At 63.8% G+C, this 16,520-nt stretch carries 17 protein-coding genes; 7 read left to right on the top strand and 10 right to left on the bottom strand.

The genetic code is table 11. The features are described 5' to 3' along the window. Positions 1 to 65: 65 nt before the first annotated feature. Together ABE456_RS25845 and ABE456_RS25850 are read right to left on the bottom strand one after the other, a co-directional pair. Entirely contained in the window at positions 66 to 539 is a 474-nt protein-coding gene (locus ABE456_RS25845; protein ID WP_346646455.1) for a WbuC family cupin fold metalloprotein, read from the bottom strand. 2 nt (positions 540 to 541) lie between these two features. Further along, positions 542 to 1,099, bottom strand: coding sequence for a hypoxanthine-guanine phosphoribosyltransferase (locus tag ABE456_RS25850; RefSeq protein ID WP_019099801.1), 558 nt, complete (start codon positions 1,097 to 1,099; stop codon positions 542 to 544). Between the two features lie 162 nt (positions 1,100 to 1,261). On the opposite strand from ABE456_RS25850, the gene upp reads away from it, so the two are divergent. After that, positions 1,262 to 1,900: a uracil phosphoribosyltransferase gene (gene upp / locus ABE456_RS25855; protein ID WP_110638424.1), complete on the top strand. Its 639-nt coding sequence runs from the start codon at positions 1,262 to 1,264 to the stop codon at positions 1,898 to 1,900. 2 nt (positions 1,901 to 1,902) lie between these two features. Then, positions 1,903 to 3,177, top strand: coding sequence for a uracil-xanthine permease family protein (locus ABE456_RS25860; protein ID WP_346646456.1), 1,275 nt, complete (start codon positions 1,903 to 1,905; stop codon positions 3,175 to 3,177). A 117-nt stretch (positions 3,178 to 3,294) separates the two neighbouring features. On the opposite strand, the gene hemH is transcribed toward ABE456_RS25860, so the two are convergent. Together hemH and ABE456_RS25870 are read right to left on the bottom strand one after the other, a co-directional pair. Next, positions 3,295 to 4,308 (bottom strand): ferrochelatase, encoded by a 1,014-nt coding sequence (gene hemH / locus ABE456_RS25865; protein ID WP_346646457.1) that lies wholly within the window; start codon positions 4,306 to 4,308, stop codon positions 3,295 to 3,297. A gap of 13 nt (positions 4,309 to 4,321) precedes the next feature. Continuing rightward, positions 4,322 to 5,227 carry a TIGR01777 family oxidoreductase gene (locus tag ABE456_RS25870; protein WP_346646458.1) on the bottom strand — a complete coding sequence of 302 codons (906 nt, stop codon included), beginning with the start codon at positions 5,225 to 5,227 and terminating at the stop codon, positions 4,322 to 4,324. A gap of 187 nt (positions 5,228 to 5,414) precedes the next feature. Between ABE456_RS25870 and ABE456_RS25875 the strand changes: the two genes are divergently transcribed. The 5 genes from ABE456_RS25875 (at position 5,415) to ABE456_RS25895 (ending at position 10,490) form a co-directional block, all read left to right on the top strand. Further along, positions 5,415 to 6,401: an NAD(P)/FAD-dependent oxidoreductase gene (locus ABE456_RS25875; RefSeq protein ID WP_346646459.1), complete on the top strand. Its 987-nt coding sequence runs from the start codon at positions 5,415 to 5,417 to the stop codon at positions 6,399 to 6,401. A 100-nt stretch (positions 6,402 to 6,501) separates the two neighbouring features. Then, a complete protein-coding gene (locus ABE456_RS25880; protein ID WP_346646460.1) occupies positions 6,502 to 7,470 on the top strand; it encodes a DUF523 and DUF1722 domain-containing protein in 969 nt (322 codons plus the stop codon). Then, complete coding sequence (locus tag ABE456_RS25885) at positions 7,460 to 8,359, top strand: MerR family transcriptional regulator (protein ID WP_346646461.1); 900 nt, start codon at positions 7,460 to 7,462, stop codon at positions 8,357 to 8,359. The genes ABE456_RS25880 and ABE456_RS25885 overlap by 11 nt, the downstream gene beginning before the upstream one ends. Continuing rightward, the gene (gene phrB / locus ABE456_RS25890; protein WP_346646462.1) at positions 8,350 to 9,792 is read left to right on the top strand and encodes a deoxyribodipyrimidine photo-lyase; all 1,443 of its coding nucleotides are present in this window, start codon (positions 8,350 to 8,352) and stop codon (positions 9,790 to 9,792) included. The genes ABE456_RS25885 and phrB overlap by 10 nt, the downstream gene beginning before the upstream one ends. Then, complete coding sequence (locus tag ABE456_RS25895) at positions 9,789 to 10,490, top strand: SDR family oxidoreductase (protein ID WP_346646463.1); 702 nt, start codon at positions 9,789 to 9,791, stop codon at positions 10,488 to 10,490. The genes phrB and ABE456_RS25895 overlap by 4 nt, the downstream gene beginning before the upstream one ends. Positions 10,491 to 10,553: 63 nt before the next feature. Here ABE456_RS25895 and ABE456_RS25900 read toward each other — a convergent pair whose 3' ends face one another. The 6 genes from ABE456_RS25900 to hemA all read right to left on the bottom strand — a co-directional run bounded on the left by ABE456_RS25900 (position 10,554) and on the right by hemA (position 15,904). Next, positions 10,554 to 11,072 carry an acyloxyacyl hydrolase gene (locus tag ABE456_RS25900; RefSeq protein ID WP_346646464.1) on the bottom strand — a complete coding sequence of 173 codons (519 nt, stop codon included), beginning with the start codon at positions 11,070 to 11,072 and terminating at the stop codon, positions 10,554 to 10,556. A gap of 106 nt (positions 11,073 to 11,178) precedes the next feature. Further along, positions 11,179 to 11,976, bottom strand: a complete 798-nt coding sequence (gene murI, locus ABE456_RS25905; protein ID WP_346646465.1) for a glutamate racemase — start codon at positions 11,974 to 11,976, stop codon at positions 11,179 to 11,181. Next, entirely contained in the window at positions 11,969 to 12,724 is a 756-nt protein-coding gene (locus ABE456_RS25910; RefSeq protein ID WP_346646466.1) for a molybdopterin-synthase adenylyltransferase MoeB, read from the bottom strand. The genes murI and ABE456_RS25910 overlap by 8 nt, the downstream gene beginning before the upstream one ends. Then, entirely contained in the window at positions 12,718 to 13,548 is an 831-nt protein-coding gene (gene prmC / locus ABE456_RS25915; RefSeq protein ID WP_346646467.1) for a peptide chain release factor N(5)-glutamine methyltransferase, read from the bottom strand. The genes ABE456_RS25910 and prmC overlap by 7 nt, the downstream gene beginning before the upstream one ends. Then, a complete protein-coding gene (gene prfA, locus ABE456_RS25920; protein ID WP_346646468.1) occupies positions 13,548 to 14,630 on the bottom strand; it encodes a peptide chain release factor 1 in 1,083 nt (360 codons plus the stop codon). Before prfA ends, prmC begins: the two co-directional genes overlap by 1 nt. Further along, positions 14,627 to 15,904 (bottom strand): glutamyl-tRNA reductase, encoded by a 1,278-nt coding sequence (gene hemA, locus ABE456_RS25925; protein ID WP_346646469.1) that lies wholly within the window; start codon positions 15,902 to 15,904, stop codon positions 14,627 to 14,629. The genes prfA and hemA overlap by 4 nt, the downstream gene beginning before the upstream one ends. Positions 15,905 to 16,520: the final 616 nt, after the last annotated feature.

The following is a 16,520-nucleotide window of genomic DNA, read 5'->3' on the forward strand; positions in this document are numbered from 1 at the left end:
CCCACAGGTACGGCGCTATCCCTGTGGGAGCTGGCTTGCCGGCGATGAGGCCGGTACGGGCAACATCAATCGAACTGCGCGCACATCCAGGCCTGATACTCGGCCACACCGGCCTCGCCCTCACGCGGCGCCCAGTGCGCATGTTCGCCCTCGCCCACCGGCCGGTACGGGCCGGCCTTGCACTCGAACAGGATGCTGTCCGGCTCCAGCACCACCAGGCCATGGTAGGTACCGGGCGCCAGGTCAACACCCAGGCAGTCGCCACCCGCCTGCAGCACCCGCTTGTCGGTCACCGCGCCCTGCTCATCGAAGATCAGCAGGCCCAGGCGGCCCTTGAGCACAATCAAGGTTTCAGCCTTGTCGTCGTTCAGGTGCCGGTGCGGCGGGATGTAGGTGCTTGGCTGCAACCCGACCGCCATGCGGTGGCAGGGCTCTTCCATATCGTGAAAGTTGTGGTGCTGCCGCCCGCGCGGGTTGGCGGCGGCCTTTTCGGCCAGCCCGGCGAACAGCGATTGGTCGATGAACGCAGGCTGGCGCATGATCACAGCCCCTTGACGGCGAAGATGCCGTTGGCATTGCGCCAGTAGCCTTTGTAGTCCATGCCGTAACCGAAGATGTAGCGGTCGACGCACGGCAGGCCCACGTAGTTGGCCTTGAGGTCCGGGCTGGCCTTGCGGTCGTGGTCCTTGTCGATCAGCACCGCAGTGTGCACCGAACGCGCGCCAGCATGCTTGCAGAACTCGATGATGGCACTGAGGGTGTGGCCTTCGTCGAGGATGTCGTCGACGATCAGCACGTCGCGGTCGATGAACGACACTTCTGGCTTGGCCTTCCAGAACAGTTCGCCGCCGCTGGTCTGGTTGCGGTAGCGGGTGGCGTGCAGGTAGCTGGCTTCCAGCGGGAACTGCAGGTGGGTCAGCAGTTTGCCGGCAAAGATCAGGCCGCCATTCATCACGCAGAACACCACCGGGTTCTTGTCATGCAGGTCCTTGCAGATCTGCTCGCCGACGTTGGCGATGGCCGCTTCGACTTCGGCTTCGTTGTACAGGCAGTCAGCTTCACGCATGACTTGACGGATATGCTCGAGATCGGCGGACATGGCGCTCTCCGGGGGGTGCATTTTGGAAAAGCGGGCAAAGGTACGCATCCGCTCGTCACAGATCAAGCATTTATGGACTAACGTCCAGAATGACCAGACGACAGCACAGGCTGAATAGATTAATCTAGCGCGGTTTTTTTGCCCGCCTTTCGGAGCCCCCCTATGCCCACTCGTGAGATCCGCCATCCGCTGATCCGCCACAAGCTCGGCCTGATGCGCCGTGCCGATATCAGCACCAAGAATTTTCGCGAACTCGCCCAGGAAGTCGGCGCGCTCCTGACGTATGAAGCCACGCAGGACCTGCCACTCGAAACCTACGAGATCGACGGCTGGTGTGGCAAGGTGCAAGTTGAAAAAATCGCCGGCAAGAAGATCACCGTGGTGCCAATCCTGCGCGCCGGCATCGGCATGCTCGACGGCGTGCTCAGCCTGATCCCGGGTGCCAAGGTCAGCGCCGTCGGCGTTGCCCGCAACGAAGAAACCCTCGAAGCCCACACCTACCTGGAAAAGCTCGCGCCGGACATCAACCAGCGCCTGGCCCTGATCATCGACCCGATGCTGGCCACCGGCGGTTCGATGGTCGCCACCATCGATCTGCTGAAAAAGGCCGGCTGCAAAGAGATCCGCGCCATGGTCCTGGTCGCCGCGCCAGAAGGCATCGCAGTGGTGGAAAAAGCCCACCCGGACGTGCAGATCTACACTGCCTCGATCGACCAGCGCCTGAACGAACACGGCTACATCGTGCCGGGCCTGGGCGATGCCGGTGACAAGATCTTCGGCACCAAGCAAAAGGACGCCTGACCATGCAGGACGGCTTCAACGACCCGCTCTGGCGCCAGGTCGTTTCGGGCGCGCAGATGCTCTTCGTGGCATTCGGCGCGCTGGTGCTGATGCCCCTGATCACCGGCCTCGACCCGAACGTCGCGTTGTTCACCGCCGGCATCGGCACCCTGCTGTTCCAGCTGGTCACCGGCCGCCAGGTACCGGTGTTCCTGGCGTCGAGCTTTGCCTTCATCACCCCGATCATCCTCGCCAAGGGCCAGTTCGGCCTGGCCGAGACCATGGGCGGCGTGATGGCCGCAGGCTTCGTCTACACCTTCATGGGCCTGATGGTGAAAATCAAAGGCACCGGCTTCATCGACCGCATGCTGCCGCCGGTAGTGATCGGCCCGGTGATCATCTCCATCGGCCTGGCCATGGCGCCAATCGCCGCCAACATGGCGATGGGCAAGGGTGGTGATGGTGCGGCACTCATGCCGTACAAGACCGCGATGCTGATCTCCATGCCTGCGCTGCTGACTACCTTGGTGGTCGCCGTGTTCGGCAAAGGCATTTTCCGCCTGGTGCCGATCATTTCCGGCGTGCTGGTGGGCTTTGCCCTGTCGTTCGCCTTTGGCGTGGTCGACACCGCCAAGATCGCTGCTGCGCCATGGCTGGAAATCCCCAACTTCACCGCGCCGGCATTCAACTGGCAGGCCATCCTGTTCATCGTCCCGGTTGCCCTGGCACCGGCGATCGAACACATTGGTGGGGTGATCGCCGTCGGCAGCGTGACCGGCCGTGACTACCTGAAAAAGCCTGGCCTGCACCGCACCCTACTGGGCGACGGCCTGGCCACCACCGCAGCCGGCCTGTTCGGCGGCCCGCCCAACACCACCTACGCCGAAGTGACCGGCGCAGTGATGCTGACCAAGAACTACAACCCGAAGATCATGACATGGGCGGCGGTGTTCGCCATCACCCTGGCGTTCATCGGCAAGTTCGGCGCGCTGCTGCAGAGCATCCCGGTGCCGGTGATGGGCGGCATTTTGTGCCTGCTGTTCGGCTCGATCGCAGCGGTGGGCATGAACACCATGATCCGCCACAAGATCGACCTGGCCGAAGCGCGCAACCTGGTGATCGTCTCGGTAACCCTGGTGTTTGGTATCGGCGGTGTGCTGATCGGTAGCGGTGACGGCCCGGATGACTGGGGCCTGAAGGGCATCGCCCTGTGCGCCATCGTGGCGATTGCGCTGAACCTGATTTTGCCGGGCAATGATGGTTGGAAGCACAAGAAGCTGGATGATCAGTTGCCTTGAGATCCCGGGGCCGCTATGCGGCCCTATCGCGACACAAGGCCGCTCCTACAAGCAGATCGCGGTCCCCTGTAGGAGCGGCCTTGTGTCGCGATAGGGCTGCAGAGCAGCCCCAGCTATTCAAGCCTTTTCACACATCCCCGCCAGCACCCTCACCCACTCCGGGTGATCATTCAGGCACGGCACCAGCACCAGCTCCCGCCCGCCGGCCTCGATAAACTGCTCGCTGCCGCGCATGCCGATCTCTTCCAGCGTCTCAATGCAATCGGCAACGAATGCCGGGCACATCACCAGCAGTTTCTTCACCCCCGCCTTGGCCAGTTCGTCCAGCCGCGCTTCGGTATATGGCTCGATCCACTTGGCCCGCCCCAGCCGTGACTGGAACGACACCGACCACTTGCCATCGGGTATGCCCATTTTCTGCGCAAAGGCCTTGGCCGTGGCCAGGCATTGCCCGCGGTAGCACACCGCGCGCATCTCGGCGCTGGCATCCTTGCAGCAGTCGGCCGCCTGGAAGTCATGCTTGCCAGTCGGGTCCAGTTTCTTCAGGTGCCGTTCCGGCAACCCATGGAAGCTCAGCAGCAAGTGGTCGTAATCTTGTTCCAGGTACGGCTTGGCGCTGGCCGTCAGTGCCTCGATATAGTCCGGGTGCTCGTAGAACGGCTGCAGCACGCGCATCTGCAACGGCAACTGGCGTTCGCTGACTGTCTGCCTTGCCAGCTCCACCACGGTGGTCACCGTGCTGTCGGCAAACTGTGGATAAAGCGGCGCCAAGGTCACCTTGCGCACACCTTGAGCTGCCAGGCGCTCCAGCACCTCGGGCAAGGCCGGCTGACCGTAGCGCATGGCAATTTCCACCGGGCCATGGGGCCAGTGCGCGACCATCGCCGCCTGCAGGCGACGGGTCAGCACCACCAGCGGCGAGCCCTCCTCCCACCAGATCGAGCCATAGGCATGCGCCGACTGCTCCGGGCGCTTGACCAGGATCAGCGACACCAGCAAGCGCCGCACTGGCCAGGGCAGGTCGATCACGTACGGGTCCATGAGGAACTGGTTGAGGTAGCGGCGCACATCGGCCACCGAGGTGGAGGCCGGGGAACCTAGGTTGACCAGCAGCAGGGCGTGATCGGTCATGCAGCGTCCTATGTCAGAGGCGGCTGGACAAGTTGTCCAGGGCCGATTGCAGATCGTTGAAGCGGAAGGTGAAGCCTGCCGCCAGCAAGCGTACCGGGCGTGCCCGCTGGCCGCCAAGCAGCAAGGTAGACAGTTCGCCCAAGCCCGCCTTGAGCACCAGGGCAGGCACCGGCAGCAGCGCCGGCCGGTGCAAGGCGCGGCCCAGGCGCCTGGCGAACTCGCGGTTACGCACCGGCTCCGGGGCGCAGGCATTATAAGGACCGCTGGCATCCTTGTGCTGCAAGAGAAAATCAATCAGGGCAACCTGGTCGTCTATATGGACCCAGGGCATCCACTGCCTGCCGTCACCCAAGGGCCCACCCAGCCCCAGTTTGAAGGGCACGCGCAGGCGCGACAAAAAGCCGCCATCACTGGCCAGTACCAAGCCGGTGCGCACCAACACCACACGGATGCCCTGGGCCTGGGAACGCTGGGCCGTCTCTTCCCAGGCAATGCACAGCTGGCTGGCGAAATCTTCGCGCACCGGCGGCGAGGCCTCGGTCAGTTCGCGTTCGCCGCCGTCCCCGTACCAGCCCACCGCAGAGCCGGAAATCAACACTTCCGGGCGCTGCTCACGCGTGCCCAGCCAGGTCAGCAACTGCTCGGTGAGGGTGACGCGGCTGGCCCACAGCAGGTTGCGCCGGGCGGCGGTCCAGGGCCTGTCGGCAATCGGCGCGCCGGCCAGGTTTACCACTGCGTCGAGCTGATCATCGGCCTCCAGCTGCTCCAGGCGGGCGATACCACGCACGCCAGTACCGCAGATTTTCGGCACCTGCTCAGGCCTGCGGCTCCACACCGTCAGCCGATGACCCTGGCCGAGCCAGTACTGGCACAGGTGTTTGCCAATCAACCCGGTGCCGCCTGTCAGCAATATATGCATGGCTGTGTCCTCGCAGAATGCGGCGGTGGTCTATTTTTAACATCAAGGCACTTTTTTGACCCGACGCTCTCGGATAAACATAGGCCAACCTGCCCGCCAAAGCGGAATAACCTTATACAAATGTTGTGCATTGTACAGGTTTGCCTGACAGCGTAGTCTGCTCACAGCAAGGTTTGAAGAGGCCATCATGACAGTACCTATTGCCATCATCGGGGCCGGTATCGCCGGCCTGTCAGCCGCCCAGGCCTTGCAGAAGGCCGGGCAATCCGTGCATTTGTTCGACAAAGGCCATGGCAGTGGCGGGCGCATGGCCAGCAAGCGCAGCGAGGCCGGCGCACTCGACCTCGGTGCCCAGTACTTCACCGCCCGGGACCGGCGCTTCGTCGAGCAGGTGCAGCAATGGGTTGCCGCTGGTTGGGCCGAGCAATGGAAACCGCAGCTGTACAACTACCGCGATGGCGAACTCAGCCCCTCCCCCGACGAGCAGACGCGCTGGGTGGGCGTGCCACGCATGAGCGCCATCACTCGCGGCCTGCTCAAGGACGTAACGGTGAACTTCGGCTGCCGCATCGCCGAGGTGTTCCGCGGCAAGCAGTACTGGCACCTGCAAGACACCGAAGGCTGCAGCCACGGCCCCTACAGCCGCGTGGTGATCGCCGTACCGGCACCGCAGGCCACGCCACTGCTGGCCTCTACCCCGAAGCTGGCTGCCGTGGCCGCGGGTGTGCAGATGGAGCCCACCTGGGCCGTCGCCCTGGCCTTCCAGGCACCACTGGACACGCCGATGCAAGGCTGCTTCGTACAGGACAACCCGCTCGACTGGCTGGCCCGCAACCGCAGCAAACCCGGCCGTGACGAGCAACTCGATACCTGGGTACTGCACGCCACGTCGGACTGGAGCCGGCAGCACATCGACCTGTCCAAGGAAGAAGTGATCGAACAGCTGTGGGGCGAATTCGCCGAGCTGGTCGGCTGCGTGGTGCCTGCACCCACCTTCGCCCTGGCCCACCGCTGGCTGTACGCTCGCCCCAGCAGCAACCATGAATGGGGCGCGCTGGCCGACGCCGACCAGGGCCTGTACGCCTGTGGCGACTGGTGTCTGTCCGGGCGCGTCGAGGGCGCCTGGCTAAGCGGCCAGGAAGCCGCGCGACGACTGCTTGAACACCTCGAGTGATGTAGAGCTATACAAAAAAAACGGTTTGCATAACTTCAGGGCTGTGCTGGAATAAACCTGTACAAGTTAAGAGTCACGTACAGGTTTACCGGAGGCAGCCATGCACGACCCTACCGCCCATAGCAAGCCGCGTATTGCCATCAGCGCCTGCCTGACCGGGCATAGCGTGCGCTACAACGGCGGCCACAAGGCCTCTGACCTGTGCCGTACACAACTGGAAGAACACTTCGACTGGTTGCCGGTGTGCCCGGAGGTGGCCATCGGCCTGGGCGTACCGCGCGACCCGATTCGCCTGGTCGGCAACCCCGAACAACCGGAAGTGGTTGGCACCCGTAACCCAGGCATGGACCTGACCGGCCCACTGCGCAGCTATGGCGAGCAGATGGCTGCCGAACTCGACGGCATCTGCGGCTACATCTTCATGCAGAAGTCACCCTCCTGCGGCCTGGAGCGGGTCAAGGTTTACCAGGACAATGGCCACCCCTCGCTCCACGGTGGGCGCGGTGTTTATGCCCAGGCCTTCTGCGCGCTGCGCCCGGACCTGCCGGTTGAAGAGGAAGGTCGCTTGCATGACCCCGTGCTGCGGGAAAACTTCATCAGCCGCGTGTACGCCTACGCCGACTGGCAGCGCCTGCTAGCCGAGGGCCTGAGCCGTGGCGCCCTGGTGCGTTTCCACTCGCGCTACAAATACCTGCTGATGGCCAACAACCCTCAGGCCTACCGCACCCTGGGGCGCCTGCTCGGTAGCATGAGCAAGGACGACGCCCCACAAAGCATCGGCCCGCTCTACTTCAGCCAGCTCATGCAGGCCCTGCGCCGCTGTGCCAGCCGCGGCACCCACTGCAACGTGCTGCAGCACCTCAGCGGCTATTTCAAGGAGGCCCTCACGCAACAGGACAAAGCCGAGCTACAGGCCGTTATCGGCCAATATCAGCAAGGCGTGGTGCCACTGGTAGTGCCGCTGACCCTGCTCAAGCACCATTTGCGCAAGCACCCTGACCCGTATCTGTTGCAGCAGGCCTACCTGCAGCCGCACCCCGAAAGCTTGGGCCTGCGCAATGCAGTCTGAGGCATTGCTGCCCATCGGTGAACTGGCCCGCCGCACTGGCGTAAACCCGGTCACCCTGCGCGCCTGGGAGCGCCGCTATGGCTTGCTCAAGCCCCAGCGCACCGCAAAGGGGCATCGCCTGTATCCGCTTGCGCAGGTGGAGCGGGTCGAGGCGATCCTGGCCTGGTTGCAGCGTGGCGCATCGGTCGGCCAAGTGCGCGAGCTGCTCGATAAACCAACCAGCACACCGCCCAAAGGCGACTGGCAAGCCAGGCAACTCCAGCTGGTCGAGGCCATCGCCAACCTGTCGCAGCGCGCCCTCGACCAGCAGCTCAACCAGGCCATGGCCCTGTACCCGGCCGTCACCCTGTGCGAGCAATTGCTGCTGCCACTGCTCGACCTGCTCGACCTGCGCTGGCGCAGCTACTTCAATGCGCGGCTGGAACAGGTGTTTTTCCACAGCTGGCTGCGCAGCAAGCTCGGTGCCCGCGTGTACCACGACAACCAGTTGCTGCAGGGCCCGGCCGTGCTACTGGTAGAGGACGGCGAGCGCAGCTTCAGCCCCGGGCTGTGGTTGTGCGCCTGGCTGTTCACCAGCAACGGCTTGCCGGTTGAAGTGCTGGAGCACCCGGTTGCCGGCCCGCAGCTGCATAACGCCGTCAACGCGCTCAAGCCCCGCGCTGTGCTGCTTCACCTAGGGGCACGCATCGACGACAAGGCGCTGCTGCGCTCCCTGCAAGGTTTGCCGGGCACAAAGCTGCTGGGCGGCAGCATGGTTGCCCTGCATGAAGCCCGCTTGAAGGCTTGCACGCTGCCCGATCTTTTCTTGTTCGATACCCCGCAAGCGGCATTGCGCTTGCTTCAAGCCCATGACCGCCAGCCTGCCGAGATGAATGCCCCATGCACCTGACCTGGCTGCGCAGCGACCTGCGCATCGATGACAACACCGCGCTCAGCGCTGCCACCGAACGCGGCCCGACCATCGCCCTGTGGCTGGCCAGCCCCGGGCAGTGGCAGGCCCATGATGACGCCGCCTGCAAAGTCGACTTCTGGCTGCGCAACCTGCATGACCTGCGCCAGTCACTGGAGCGCCTGAACATCCCCCTGCTGATTCGCAGCATCGACACTTGGGACCAGGCACCACAGGCAGTGCTCGACGTATGCCGCCAACATCAGGTGCAAAGCGTGCACTGGAATGAGGAGTACGGCCTCAACGAACAGCGCCGCGACGATGCCACCCGGGTGCTACTGGAAAAGGCATCCATCCAGGCTCGTGGCCACCTCGACCAGTTGCTGTTCCGCCCCGGTACCATCCTCACCCGCAGCGGCGACTACTTCCAGGTCTTCAGCCAGTTCAAGAAGAGTTGCCTGGAGCACCTGCACCGCAGCCTGCCTGCCTTGGCCCACCGGGTACAGCGCCAGGCACCGCTGCAGATCAACAGTGACCCGATTCCCCAGCACGTGGACGGGTTCGAAAAAACCACGCGCGCCCTGCGCGAGCACTGGCCCGCCGGTGAAGCCGAAGCGCAAGGGCGGCTGTCACGCTTTCTCGACGAAACCATCGACGACTACCAGCAACTGCGCGACCTGCCTGCCAAACCCGGCACCAGCCAGCTCTCCGCCTACCTGGCCGCAGGCGTGATCTCGCCGCGCCAATGCCTGCATGGCGCCCTGGCCAGCAACCGGGGCGAGTTCGACAGTGGCAGCAGCGGCGTGCAAACCTGGATCAACGAGTTGCTCTGGCGCGAGTTCTACAAGCACATCCTGACCGGTTATCCACAGGTCTCGCGGCACCGCGCCTTCCGCGCCCAGACCGAAGCCCTGCCCTGGCGCAACGCACCTGCCGACCTCGAGGCCTGGGAGCAGGGCCGCACCGGCTTCCCGCTCATTGACGCCGCCATGCGCCAACTGCTGCACACCGGCTGGATGCACAACCGCCTGCGCATGGTTGTGGCCATGTTCCTCAGCAAGAACCTGCTGATCGACTGGCGCAAGGGCGAGCGGCATTTCATGCGCCACCTGATAGACGGCGACTTGGCCGCCAACAATGGAGGCTGGCAGTGGAGCGCGTCCACCGGCACCGACGCCGTGCCTTATTTTCGTATCTTCAACCCGGTTTCGCAGTCGCAGCGCTTCGACCCGCGGGGGCACTTCATTCGTCACTGGCTGCCGGAGTTACAGGGCCTGGATGAAAAAGCCATTCATTTACCGGTGAAGTCGGCCGATCTTTTTGCTAATAATTTCTATCACAGTCCAATTGTCGATCTCGGCAGCAGTCGCCAGCGCGCACTGGAGGCCTTCAAGGGCCTCCCGCACCGGCAGGATCAGAGGGCAGCAACTTGAACAACGCACGCAGTATCTGGGTGACAGGTGCCGGCAACGGGCTGGGCTTGGCCTTGGTGGAACGGTTGCTCGAGCACGGGCACCGCGTAGCCGCAAGCGGCAAGGATGGCGAGGCCTTGGCTGCCTTGGCCGCGCGCTATGGCAGCCAGCTGTTGCGCCTGCCTTGGCAGTTGCATGAAGAACAGCAGGCCGCCAGCGCGTGCCAACAGATATGCCATGCCTGGTGCGCGCTCGACGGCCTGATCATCAACGGCGGCACCAGTGATTACCTGGCGGACGATGTAGCGGACAGTGAGCTGTTCGAGGCGATCGTCAACACCAACCAGTTGGCGGCCGAGCAGTGCCTTGCCAGTGCGCTGCCCTTGCTGGCAAAAGGTGACTCGCCGCAAGTGATGGCGGTTTTCAACCGTTATTCAGCGTTGCAGCTGTATGCGCCGACGCAGGTGACAGCGGGATGGAACAACATGCCGCAATGGATGCGCGAGCAGCGTCAGGCGCTGAAGGCCCAGGGGGTAGCGCTGACAGTGGTGGGGCCGCAGTCACTGAAGACACCTGTGACCACGGCGCTGGCGATACCGGAAGAATGGACAGCGCAGAGCGCGGCAGAAGAGCTGCTGCAGAGGTGGCCGCAGGGGCAGCCGGAGCTGGTGCTGGAGACCTTGGACCTGGGTAGTCTTTGGCCGTTGCCGCACAAGTAGTTGATGTGCTGCCTGTCATGGCCCTATCGCCGGCAAGCCAGCGATAGGGCCGGTGCAGGCGACTCAAAGCGCCATGCGGTAATGCAGGCTGTAGCTCTCTATCCCATCGTTGGGTTGTTTGATACCCGCGTTGGAATAGTGAATCGCCCGCACCCCGATTTCATGCCCGCCGGCAAAGCGCAGACCAAAGCCGATGCGGTCCTCGAACTGGAATGCCGAGCCCAGCTCATTGTCTTCCAGCTCGGTACTGGAGAACGCAGCTACCCCAATCCCCGCTTCGATGTAGGGTTTCACCGATTGCCCGGCAAACTCATAAACGAACACCGGCGCAAACGACAAGCTGTGGTTGCTCGCAGTCTGGTCGCCATCCCAATAGGTATAAGCCCCATCCCAGTAGCCCGTCAGGCGGCCGACGCTGGTCTGCCACCAGCTCGCGTCCCAATTCGATTGCAACCCCAGCCGGTAAACCATGGTCGATTCGCCGGTCTGCCCCACCGAAAACGAAACATCGGCCGCCTGCGCCGATATCGCTTGCCCCAAAGTCAAGGCGGCAACCGCCGCCAAGCCGAGCAGCTTCTTCATGAGATACATCCTTCTTCCTGATGCTGTTATTAGTGTCCGCCTCATGGCAGGCAAAGCGGTAGAGAACGGCGGCAGCACGATAGTTCAGCTGCTTTTCACGTTTTCTTCACAGTGAAAAGCTTTGCACACTGTCGGACTTATGCCACAGCAAAGGTAGGATTTTTCTGAAGGATTGCGGGTCGGCACTGGTCCAGAAGCGCGCATCCCGGGCCGGCCCTTCAGCCAGCAGGTCGCCCGCGCTCAGCAGCCGCTGCAGTTGGCGCGCGACTGCAGCGCCGGTGTCGATGATGGCCACATCCGCCGGCACCATGCCGGCCAGCAACGGGCGCAGGAAGGGGTAATGGGTGCAACCGAGGATCAGCGTGTCGCAGCCCGCAGCCAGCAGCGGCTGCACGTAGCCTGACAGCAGCTGGCGCAGCGCCGGGCTGCCCAGGTCACCGGCTTCGATTAGCTCGACCAGCCCCGGGCAGGGCCGGGTAATTACCTGCACATCATTGGCGAAGCGGTCGAGCAAAGCGGCGAATTTGGCGCTTTGCAGAGTACCGGTGGTGGCCAGCACACCGACCACGCCCGAGCGCGTGGCCGCCGCCGCGGGCTTCACCGCGGGCTCCATGCCCACCAGCGGCCAGTCTGGATACAACTCGCGCAAGTCGGCCGCCGCTGCCACCGTGGCGGTATTGCAGGCCAGCACCATGGCCTTGGCGCCCTGTTCCTGGAAGAACGCAGCAATACGCCGCAGACGCTCACGGATATAGTCCGGCGACTTCTCGCCGTAGGGTATGTGGCCACAATCGGCCACATACAGCAGCGTCTCGTTGGGCAGCAGGCGCTGTATTTCGGCGAGCACCGACAAGCCACCGACTCCCGAGTCCATTACGCCTATCGGCGCCGTGCGCTCAGCCATCATGCTTGCCACAGACCGCGCAAGCCGGGTCGCGCTTGACGCGCAGCTCGCGGATACGGGTGCCGAGAGCATCGATCAACAGCAGGCGGCCAACCAGCGGCTCGCCGAAGCCGGCCAGCAGCTTCATCGCCTCCAGCGCCTGCAGGCTGCCCACCAAACCCACCAGCGGGCCAATCACGCCAGCTTCGCTGCAAGTCAGTTCGGCTTCGCTGCCATGCCCGTACAGGCAGTGGTAGCAGGGGCTGTAGTCACGCCGCGGGTCGAACACCGACAGCTGCCCTTCCAGGCGGATTGCCGCACCGCTGACCAGCGGTTTGCCGGCGGCGACACAGGCGGCATTGACCGCCTCGCGGGTACCGAAGTTGTCGGAACAGTCCAGCACCAGGTCAACCGCTGCCACGGCAGCTGCCAATGAGTCCGCATCCAGTGCCTGACGATGGGCAACCAGGCTGATTTCCGGGTTGATCGCCTGCAAGCGCTGCAAAGCCGAGTCGACCTTGCTCATGCCGACGCTGGCACTGTCGTGGATCACCTGGCGTTGCAGGTTGGTCAGGTCGACGGTGTCGAAGTCGGCCAGGTGCAGCTCACCCACGCCAGCGGCGGCCAGGTACAAGGCAACCGGCGAGCCAAGGCCACCGAGCCCGACGATCAGCGCCTTGCTCTGCTTGAGCCGCAGCTGGCCATCGATGTCGATCTGGGCCAGCAGCACCTGCCGGCTGTAACGCAGCAGTTCCTGATCACTCAGCATGGCAAACGCCCCAGGGTAATGCGTTCATGGCCGCCCAGGTCCGTGCGGCTGGCCACCTCGATAAAGCCTTGCTCAGCCAGCAAGGCGCGTACTGCCGCTGCCTGATCATAGCCATGTTCCAACAGCAACCAGCCACCCGGCAACAGGTGCGCGGGGGCCTGGGTGGCGATTACGCGCAGGTCATCCAGGCCATCGGCACCGGCCACCAATGCACTGCTGGGCTCGAAGCGCACATCACCGGCTACCAGGTGCGGGTCTGCGGCGGCGATGTAGGGCGGGTTGCTGACAATCAGCTGGAAACGCTCGCCGGCCAGGCTGTCGAACCAGTGGCTTACCAGCACCTGGGCGTTGGCCAGGCCCAGGCGTTGGCGGTTGCGCTCGGCCAAGGCCGCGGCCTCCTCGACCCGGTCTACCGCCGTCACCTGCCAGGCCGGGCGCTCACTGGCCAGGGCCAGCGCGATAGCACCCGTGCCGGTGCCCAGGTCGAGGACCTTGGCCGGGGTGGCGGGTTGCAATTCGAGGGCGGCTTCGACCAGCAGCTCGGTATCCGGCCGTGGGATCAGGGTGTGCGGCGCCACCTCCAGGTCGATCTTCCAGAAGCCCTGCTGCCCCAGGATGTAGGCAACCGGCTCGCCACCGCGGCGGCGCTGCAGGTAGCCGGCATAGGTCTCGGCATCTTCGCTGCTGACAATACGCTCGGGCCAGGTGTGCAGGTAGCTGCGCGACTTGCCGATGGCAGCAGCCAACAGCAACTCGGCATCCAGCCGCTCGGTGGGCGATTCAGGCAGCTGCGCGTTGCGCAGCAAGCTGGCAATGATGGTCATCAGTCCCCCAGGGCGGCCAGTTGATCGGCCTGGTACTCGGCCAGCAGCGGCTCGATCACCGCCTCCACGCCGCCGGCGAGGATGTCGTCCAGCGAATACAGGGTCAGGTTGATACGGTGGTCGGTCACCCGGCCCTGTGGATAATTATACGTGCGGATACGCTCGGAACGGTCGCCAGAGCCCACCAGCAGCTTGCGCTCGCTGGCAATGGCGTTTTGCGCGGCGCTGGTCTGCATGTCGTTGAGCTTGGCCGACAGCCAGGACATGGCGCGAGCACGGTTCTTGTGCTGCGAGCGCTCTTCCTGGCACTCAACCACAATTCCGGTGGGCAAGTGGGTAATGCGGATTGCCGAGTCGGTCTTGTTGACGTGCTGGCCGCCGGCGCCGGAAGCGCGGTAGGTGTCCACGCGCAAGTCGGCCGGGTTGATCTCGATGGCCGCTTGTTCGTCTGGCTCGGGCAGCACCGCCACGGTGCACGCAGAAGTGTGGATGCGGCCCTGGGATTCGGTCTCGGGCACGCGCTGTACCCGGTGTGCGCCAGACTCGAACTTGAGCTTGCCGTACACGCTGTCGCCCTCGACGCGGGCGATGATTTCCTTGTAGCCGCCGTGCTCGCCTTCGTTCTCGGACAATATCTCCAGGCGCCAGCCGCGTTTTTCGGCGTAGCGCGAATACATGCGGAACAGGTCGCCGGAGAAGATCGCCGCCTCGTCGCCACCGGTGCCAGCGCGGATTTCAAGGAACACGTTGCGGCCGTCGTTGGGGTCTTTGGGCAGCAGCATGCGTTGCAGCTGTGCCTCCAGCATCAGCAGTTGCTCCTTGGCCTCACGCACTTCTTCCACGGCCATTTCGCGCATATCCGGGTCACTGTCCTTGAGCAGCGCCTGGGCACCTTCAAGGTCGTCCTGAACTTTGCGCCACTCTTTATAGGCAGCGTATACCGGCTCGACCTCGGCGTACTCGCGGGAGTATGCACGGAAGCGTGTCTGGTCGGAGATGACCTCGGCATCACCGAGCAACGCGGTGAGTTCTTCGAAGCGGTCCTGGATGATTTCCAGTTTGTTCAGCAGCGACGCTTTCATTGCGGGGATTTGTCCGTCGAGCCCTCGTTGAGGGCAAAGAGTTCCTGGGCCATGGCCAGCGCATCGAGGCGGCCCTCGGCCGAGAGCCTTTTCAGCTGCACGCTAGGCGCATGCAGGAGTTTGTTGGTCAGGCCCCGGGCTAGCTGTGCCAGCACGTCCTCGGGGTTGCCACCGTTGGCCAGCAAGCGCTGGGCCTTTTGCAGTTCTTCGTCGCGCAGGCGCTCGCTTTGCTGACGATAGGCCTTGAGCACGTCCACCGCAGCCAGCTCGCGCAGGCGCAGCATGAAGTCTTCGGCACCCACCGAGACCAGTTCTTCGGCGGCCTGGGCCGCGCCTTGGCGGCTCTTGAGGTTTTCTGCCACCACGTCATGCAGGTCATCGACGGTGTACAGGTAGACGTCGTCCAGTTCGCCCACTTCGGGCTCGATATCGCGCGGCACGGCGATATCGACCATGAAGATCGGCTTGTGCCGGCGCTGCTTCAGCGCACTCTCTACCGCGCCCTTGCCAAGGATTGGCAGCTGACTGGCGGTAGAGCTGATGACGATGTCGCTGTTGGCCAGTTCCTGGGGGATGTCGGCCAGCAGCACGGCATGCGCGCCGAACTGCTCGGCCAGGATGCTGGCGCGCTCCAGGGTGCGGTTGGCCACGACGATGCGACGCACGCCCTGCTCATGCAGGTGGCGGGCGACCAGGGTGATGGTTTCGCCAGCGCCGATCAGCAGGGCCTGGCTACGGCCCAGGTCGCTGAAGATCTGCTTGGCCAGGCTGACCGCGGCAAATGCCACCGACACCGGGTTTTCGCCAATGGCAGTGTCGGTGCGTACCTGCTTGGCGGCGCTGAAGGTGGCCTGGAACAGGCGCCCGAGCAACGGGCCGACGGTGCCGGCCTCGCGCGCCACGGCGTAGGCGGACTTCATCTGGCCGAGGATCTGCGGCTCGCCGAGCACCAGCGAATCGAGGCCCGAGGCCACCCGCATCATGTGTTTCACGGCGTCATGCTCTTCGTGCACGTAGGCACTGGCACGCAGCTCGTCGAGGCTGAGGCGGTGATAGTCGGCCAGCCATTGCAGCACGGCATCGGCGGACAGGTGGTCCTGCTCTATATAAAGCTCGCTGCGGTTGCAAGTCGACAGGATCGCCGCTTCGCGGCTGGACGTCAGTCGGCAGAGCTGCTGCAGGGCGTCCACCAGCTGCTCTGGGGTAAACGCCACGCGCTCGCGTACGTCTACCGAGGCAGTCTTATGGTTGATACCAAGTGCAAGAAAGGCCATGCAAGGTCGCTGGTTGTGACGAGAAGCCGATAATTGTCCTCTTTCGCAGGTTTTAGAACAACCACCGTTCGCTATTGCGCTGATAGCGCGGCGGCTATCGCCGCATCAAGGCCGAGGCCCGACGCAAATTCCAGCTTCTGCCCCGACTCCTGCTCCTGCTTTTGCTCTGGCTTTTGCTCTGGCTTTTGATCTTGATCTTCGCGACTTCAGGAGGCCGAACGCAGGCCTTGCGGAGGGAGGTGACGGGCATGGATGCCCGTCAAGCGCTGAGGCCCCATGGATGGGGCCTGCAGCGCGGTCCTCCCGGGAGCAAGGCCGGAGTGAGGGAACCCCGGAGCGCAGCGTAGGGGCCGGATGACGGGAGCGCAGCGTTTTTTGGTTACTTTTTGTCGCGTTTGACAAAAAGTGACTCGCCGTAAGGGCGAAAAGGTGAGTAAGCGTCGCCATCGCAAATGGAGTTTTCGCTAGATCGAGACCGACGCTTAAGCTTTTGGGCTTTTGGGCTTTTGGGCTTTCGGGCTTTCGGGCTTTCGGGATGTGGGCATTCACATCGAGTAGACATTCGTTCGCGCAGGTGGCGCTGAGTCACCTTTCCGCCCTTACGGCGGGTCACTTT

This window comes from Pseudomonas sp. TWI929 (genome assembly GCF_039673335.1).
Taxonomy (GTDB): domain Bacteria; phylum Pseudomonadota; class Gammaproteobacteria; order Pseudomonadales; family Pseudomonadaceae; genus Aquipseudomonas.

Excerpts from the sequence above, each read along its gene's own strand:
- ABE456_RS25845 (WP_346646455.1), bottom strand. The coding sequence starts at position 539 with ATGCGCCAGCCTGCGTTCATCGACCAATCGCTGTTCGCCGGGCTGGCC.
- ABE456_RS25850 (WP_019099801.1), bottom strand. The coding sequence starts at position 1,099 with ATGTCCGCCGATCTCGAGCATATCCGTCAAGTCATGCGTGAAGCTGAC.
- upp (WP_110638424.1), top strand. The coding sequence starts at position 1,262 with ATGCCCACTCGTGAGATCCGCCATCCGCTGATCCGCCACAAGCTCGGC.
- ABE456_RS25860 (WP_346646456.1), top strand. The coding sequence starts at position 1,903 with ATGCAGGACGGCTTCAACGACCCGCTCTGGCGCCAGGTCGTTTCGGGC.
- hemH (WP_346646457.1), bottom strand. The coding sequence starts at position 4,308 with ATGACCGATCACGCCCTGCTGCTGGTCAACCTAGGTTCCCCGGCCTCC.
- ABE456_RS25870 (WP_346646458.1), bottom strand. The coding sequence starts at position 5,227 with ATGCATATATTGCTGACAGGCGGCACCGGGTTGATTGGCAAACACCTG.
- ABE456_RS25875 (WP_346646459.1), top strand. The coding sequence starts at position 5,415 with ATGACAGTACCTATTGCCATCATCGGGGCCGGTATCGCCGGCCTGTCA.
- ABE456_RS25880 (WP_346646460.1), top strand. The coding sequence starts at position 6,502 with ATGCACGACCCTACCGCCCATAGCAAGCCGCGTATTGCCATCAGCGCC.
- ABE456_RS25885 (WP_346646461.1), top strand. The coding sequence starts at position 7,460 with ATGCAGTCTGAGGCATTGCTGCCCATCGGTGAACTGGCCCGCCGCACT.
- phrB (WP_346646462.1), top strand. The coding sequence starts at position 8,350 with ATGCACCTGACCTGGCTGCGCAGCGACCTGCGCATCGATGACAACACC.
- ABE456_RS25900 (WP_346646464.1), bottom strand. The coding sequence starts at position 11,072 with ATGAAGAAGCTGCTCGGCTTGGCGGCGGTTGCCGCCTTGACTTTGGGG.
- murI (WP_346646465.1), bottom strand. The coding sequence starts at position 11,976 with ATGGCTGAGCGCACGGCGCCGATAGGCGTAATGGACTCGGGAGTCGGT.
- ABE456_RS25910 (WP_346646466.1), bottom strand. The coding sequence starts at position 12,724 with ATGCTGAGTGATCAGGAACTGCTGCGTTACAGCCGGCAGGTGCTGCTG.
- prmC (WP_346646467.1), bottom strand. The coding sequence starts at position 13,548 with ATGACCATCATTGCCAGCTTGCTGCGCAACGCGCAGCTGCCTGAATCG.
- prfA (WP_346646468.1), bottom strand. The coding sequence starts at position 14,630 with ATGAAAGCGTCGCTGCTGAACAAACTGGAAATCATCCAGGACCGCTTC.
- hemA (WP_346646469.1), bottom strand. The coding sequence starts at position 15,904 with ATGGCCTTTCTTGCACTTGGTATCAACCATAAGACTGCCTCGGTAGAC.